At 47.8% G+C, this 3,118-nt stretch carries 1 protein-coding gene; it reads right to left on the reverse strand.

Annotation, left to right across the window (positions count from 1 at the left end; all coding sequences use genetic code 11):
* Positions 1-3,118, reverse strand: a 3,118-nt coding sequence (locus SB847_RS20370; protein ID WP_410565339.1) for a non-ribosomal peptide synthetase, incomplete at both ends; no start/stop codon positions are given.

Here is a 3,118-nt window from a genome sequence, read left to right on the forward strand (position 1 = left end):
TTTGTCCTCTCGGACAATCACGACAGCCTCCTGAATCTCATCGTGCTTGAGGAGATGACTCCTGATTTCGTCCGTTTCGATACGGTAGCCTCTTATTTTGACCTGATTGTCGATCCTTCCGGCCAGTTCAAGATTGCCGTCCGGAAGTCTTCTGACAAGGTCGCCTGTCCGGTACACCGTTTCCTTCGGATCCAACGGATTCCGAACAAATGCGTTTTCAGTCAGCTCAGGACGGTTTAAATAGCCCCTTGCGACGCCTGCACCAGATAAGCACAGCTCTCCGTACACCCCATCCGGTACTGGCTTCATCTGTGAATCCATCACGTATGCCTTCATATTCGAAATTGGCCTGCCGATTACCGGGCATTCCTCAAAAGCACTCATTTTCTCAAAATCGATGATATGGTAGACAGACCCTATGGTGGCTTCTGTCGGGCCGTAGTGATTCATGACCATCGCCTTTGAATAGCGAAGATGGAATGTTTTCACATCCTCCGGGCTTATTTTCTCTCCTCCAAGCACAACCAAACGAAGGGTCTCACAGCCGGATCCCTCAAGGAATGCAGGGTCGTTAACCAAGACGTTAAACAGTGACGGTGTCAGCTTCAGATAAGATATGCCATTTTCATTCAAATATCTCAGTGCTTTGGATGGATTTGAATAGATGTCTTTTTTGACCAGATGCAGCTCGCAGCCATTCAAAAGCGCTGAATAAAGACTCGTATATCCTAAATCGAAGGCATAGGAGGAAACGAGAAGCGCTTTATCCTCTTCCTGCAGACTCACTTCCTTTTTGAACCAGGACATGTAATTGACCACGCTTCTGTGCTGTATAAACACACCTTTTGGTGTGCCAGTCGATCCTGACGTGTATATTAGATAGGCATTGTGATCCGGCTGGCCTGCCGGAAGATTAGCTGTGTCTCTCCCCTCAAAAAGCGGTGTCTTCAGATCAATGATGTCTCCGCCAAAGCTGAGACCTGGTTTTCGGTTTCCTTTCACAAGCAGAAGGCTCGCTCCGCTGTCCTTGAGAATGGCATTTGTTCGCTTGACGGCTTGGTCGGGATCAATTGGAAGATACGCAGCCCCAGCTTTTAAGACAGCCAGTATTCCTATGATCATCTCCACGGACTCCTCGGCAATCAGCCCGATTGTCACTCCTGCTTTTGCCCCTTTTTCCCGAAGCACTCCTGCCCACTGGTTCGCCCTTTCATTCAACTGAAGATACGTCAGCTTCTGGTCTCCGGCTGCTACAGCGACTCGGTGCGGCGTTCGGGCTGACTGTTCCTCAAACAGCTGTGCCAGCGTTTTGTCCATCGGAAATTGAACGTTTGTCTCATTCCATCCGGTTAACGCCATATGTGCTTCTTCTTCAGAAAGCAGTGTCAGATCGCTGATGAACTGATCCGGCTGTTGTGTGATTTCATTGAAGAGATGAATCAGATGGCCTGCCATGCGTTCGATCGTCTCTTTTTTAAACAGTTTAGCGCCATAGTTCAGGACACACGTAATGCGATCTCCCTCTTCGCTCGCTGTCAAAGTTAAGTCAAACTTTGACACATGGGCATCCATTGGATGCGGAGTGAAGGTCAGCCCCTCAATCTCAAATGCCTCTTGATCGAAATTCTGAAGCACAAGCATCGTATCAAATAAAGCGCTCCGGCTCATATCGCGGTTTAGATCAAGCTTTTCAACGAGCTCATCAAACGGATATTCCTGGTTTTCAAAAGCAGCCAAGGCATTTTCTCTAACCTCCCTCAGATAGCTGCTGAAAGATTTTTTCCCTTCGGGACGGTTTCTCATAGCGAGCGTATTCAGGAAAATTCCCATCACGTGTTTCAAATCTTCATGCGGCCTTCCTGAAATAGGAGAACCGACGATAATGTCTTCTTGACCTGTATATTTTGAAAGGAGAGTTGTATAGCCTGCCAGAAGAAGCATATACAGGGTGACTCCATGTTCTTTGGCCATCTCATTCAGCTTAAACGATAAGTCCCGGTCAAATTCAAAACACACTAAACCGCCTTCGGTCGATTGGGATGCCGGTCTTCTGAAATCGGTCGGCATGTTCAAAACAGGTACTTCCTCTTTGAAGACATTTAACCAGTAATCTTCCTGCTTTTTCATTTCAGTCCGGGCAGATGCTTGCTTTTGCCATGCAGAATAATCCTTATACTGGATTTTCAGGGCGGGCAGTTCCTTTCCTTCATAAAGCTCGGCCAATTCGCGCGTCAGGATGCCCATCGATACTCCATCTGAAATAATATGATGCATGTCCAGCACCATAAGGTGCTTGTTTTCTGCGATGTTCAGAAGCTCGACCCGCAGGAGAGGTGCTTTTGAAAGGTCAAACGGGCGCACAAATTCCTTCAGGAAGTTTTCTGCACGATCAGCGTCTGTTTTGTGATAGCCCAATTTGAAATCCACCAGCGGTGCGATTTTTTGGACAGGTACTCCGTCCTCCATTGAGAATGACGTTCTCAGAACTTCGTGCCTTTCAATAAGTGCCAGAAAGGCCTTTTCCAGCTGGCTTATATTAAGATCCCCTTGTATTTCCATGGCAAGAGGAATATTATAGGAAACTCCGCCTTCGATCTTGTTAAGGATATATAGCCTTCTTTGGGCAGACGACAGGGGATAGGATTCCTGTTCCTCCACTTTTTGAATGGACGCATACACACTCTCACGGCCGGCGGAAATGAACTCCGCAATACCCTTGATGGTAGGCGACTGGAAAAGCTGGCGCAAAGGCACTTCAGTCTTTAGCTCCTTATGGATTCTCGAAACCAAGGCTGTTGCCTTCAGCGAATGGCCTCCCATTTCAAAGAAATGATCGTTGATCCCCGCTCTTTCTGTCCCAAGGATATCCCTCCAAATTGAGGAAAGAGTCTCTTCAACGGCATTCCTCGGCGCCTCATAGCCCAGACTTCCAAGATCATTTAAATCAGGGGCCGGAAGCTCCTTCCGGTCTACCTTTCCGTTTGCGGTAAGAGGCATTTTGTCCAGTTGGACAAAAAACGCCGGGATCATGAAATCCGGAAGCTCATTTGCAAGCTGGGAACGGATTTCTTTGACGGATTCAGCTGCCGGGCTCTCAAGAACAACGTACGCACAAAGA

The organism is Bacillus sp. SIMBA_026 (genome assembly GCF_046535335.1).
GTDB lineage: Bacteria > Bacillota > Bacilli > Bacillales > Bacillaceae > Bacillus > Bacillus velezensis.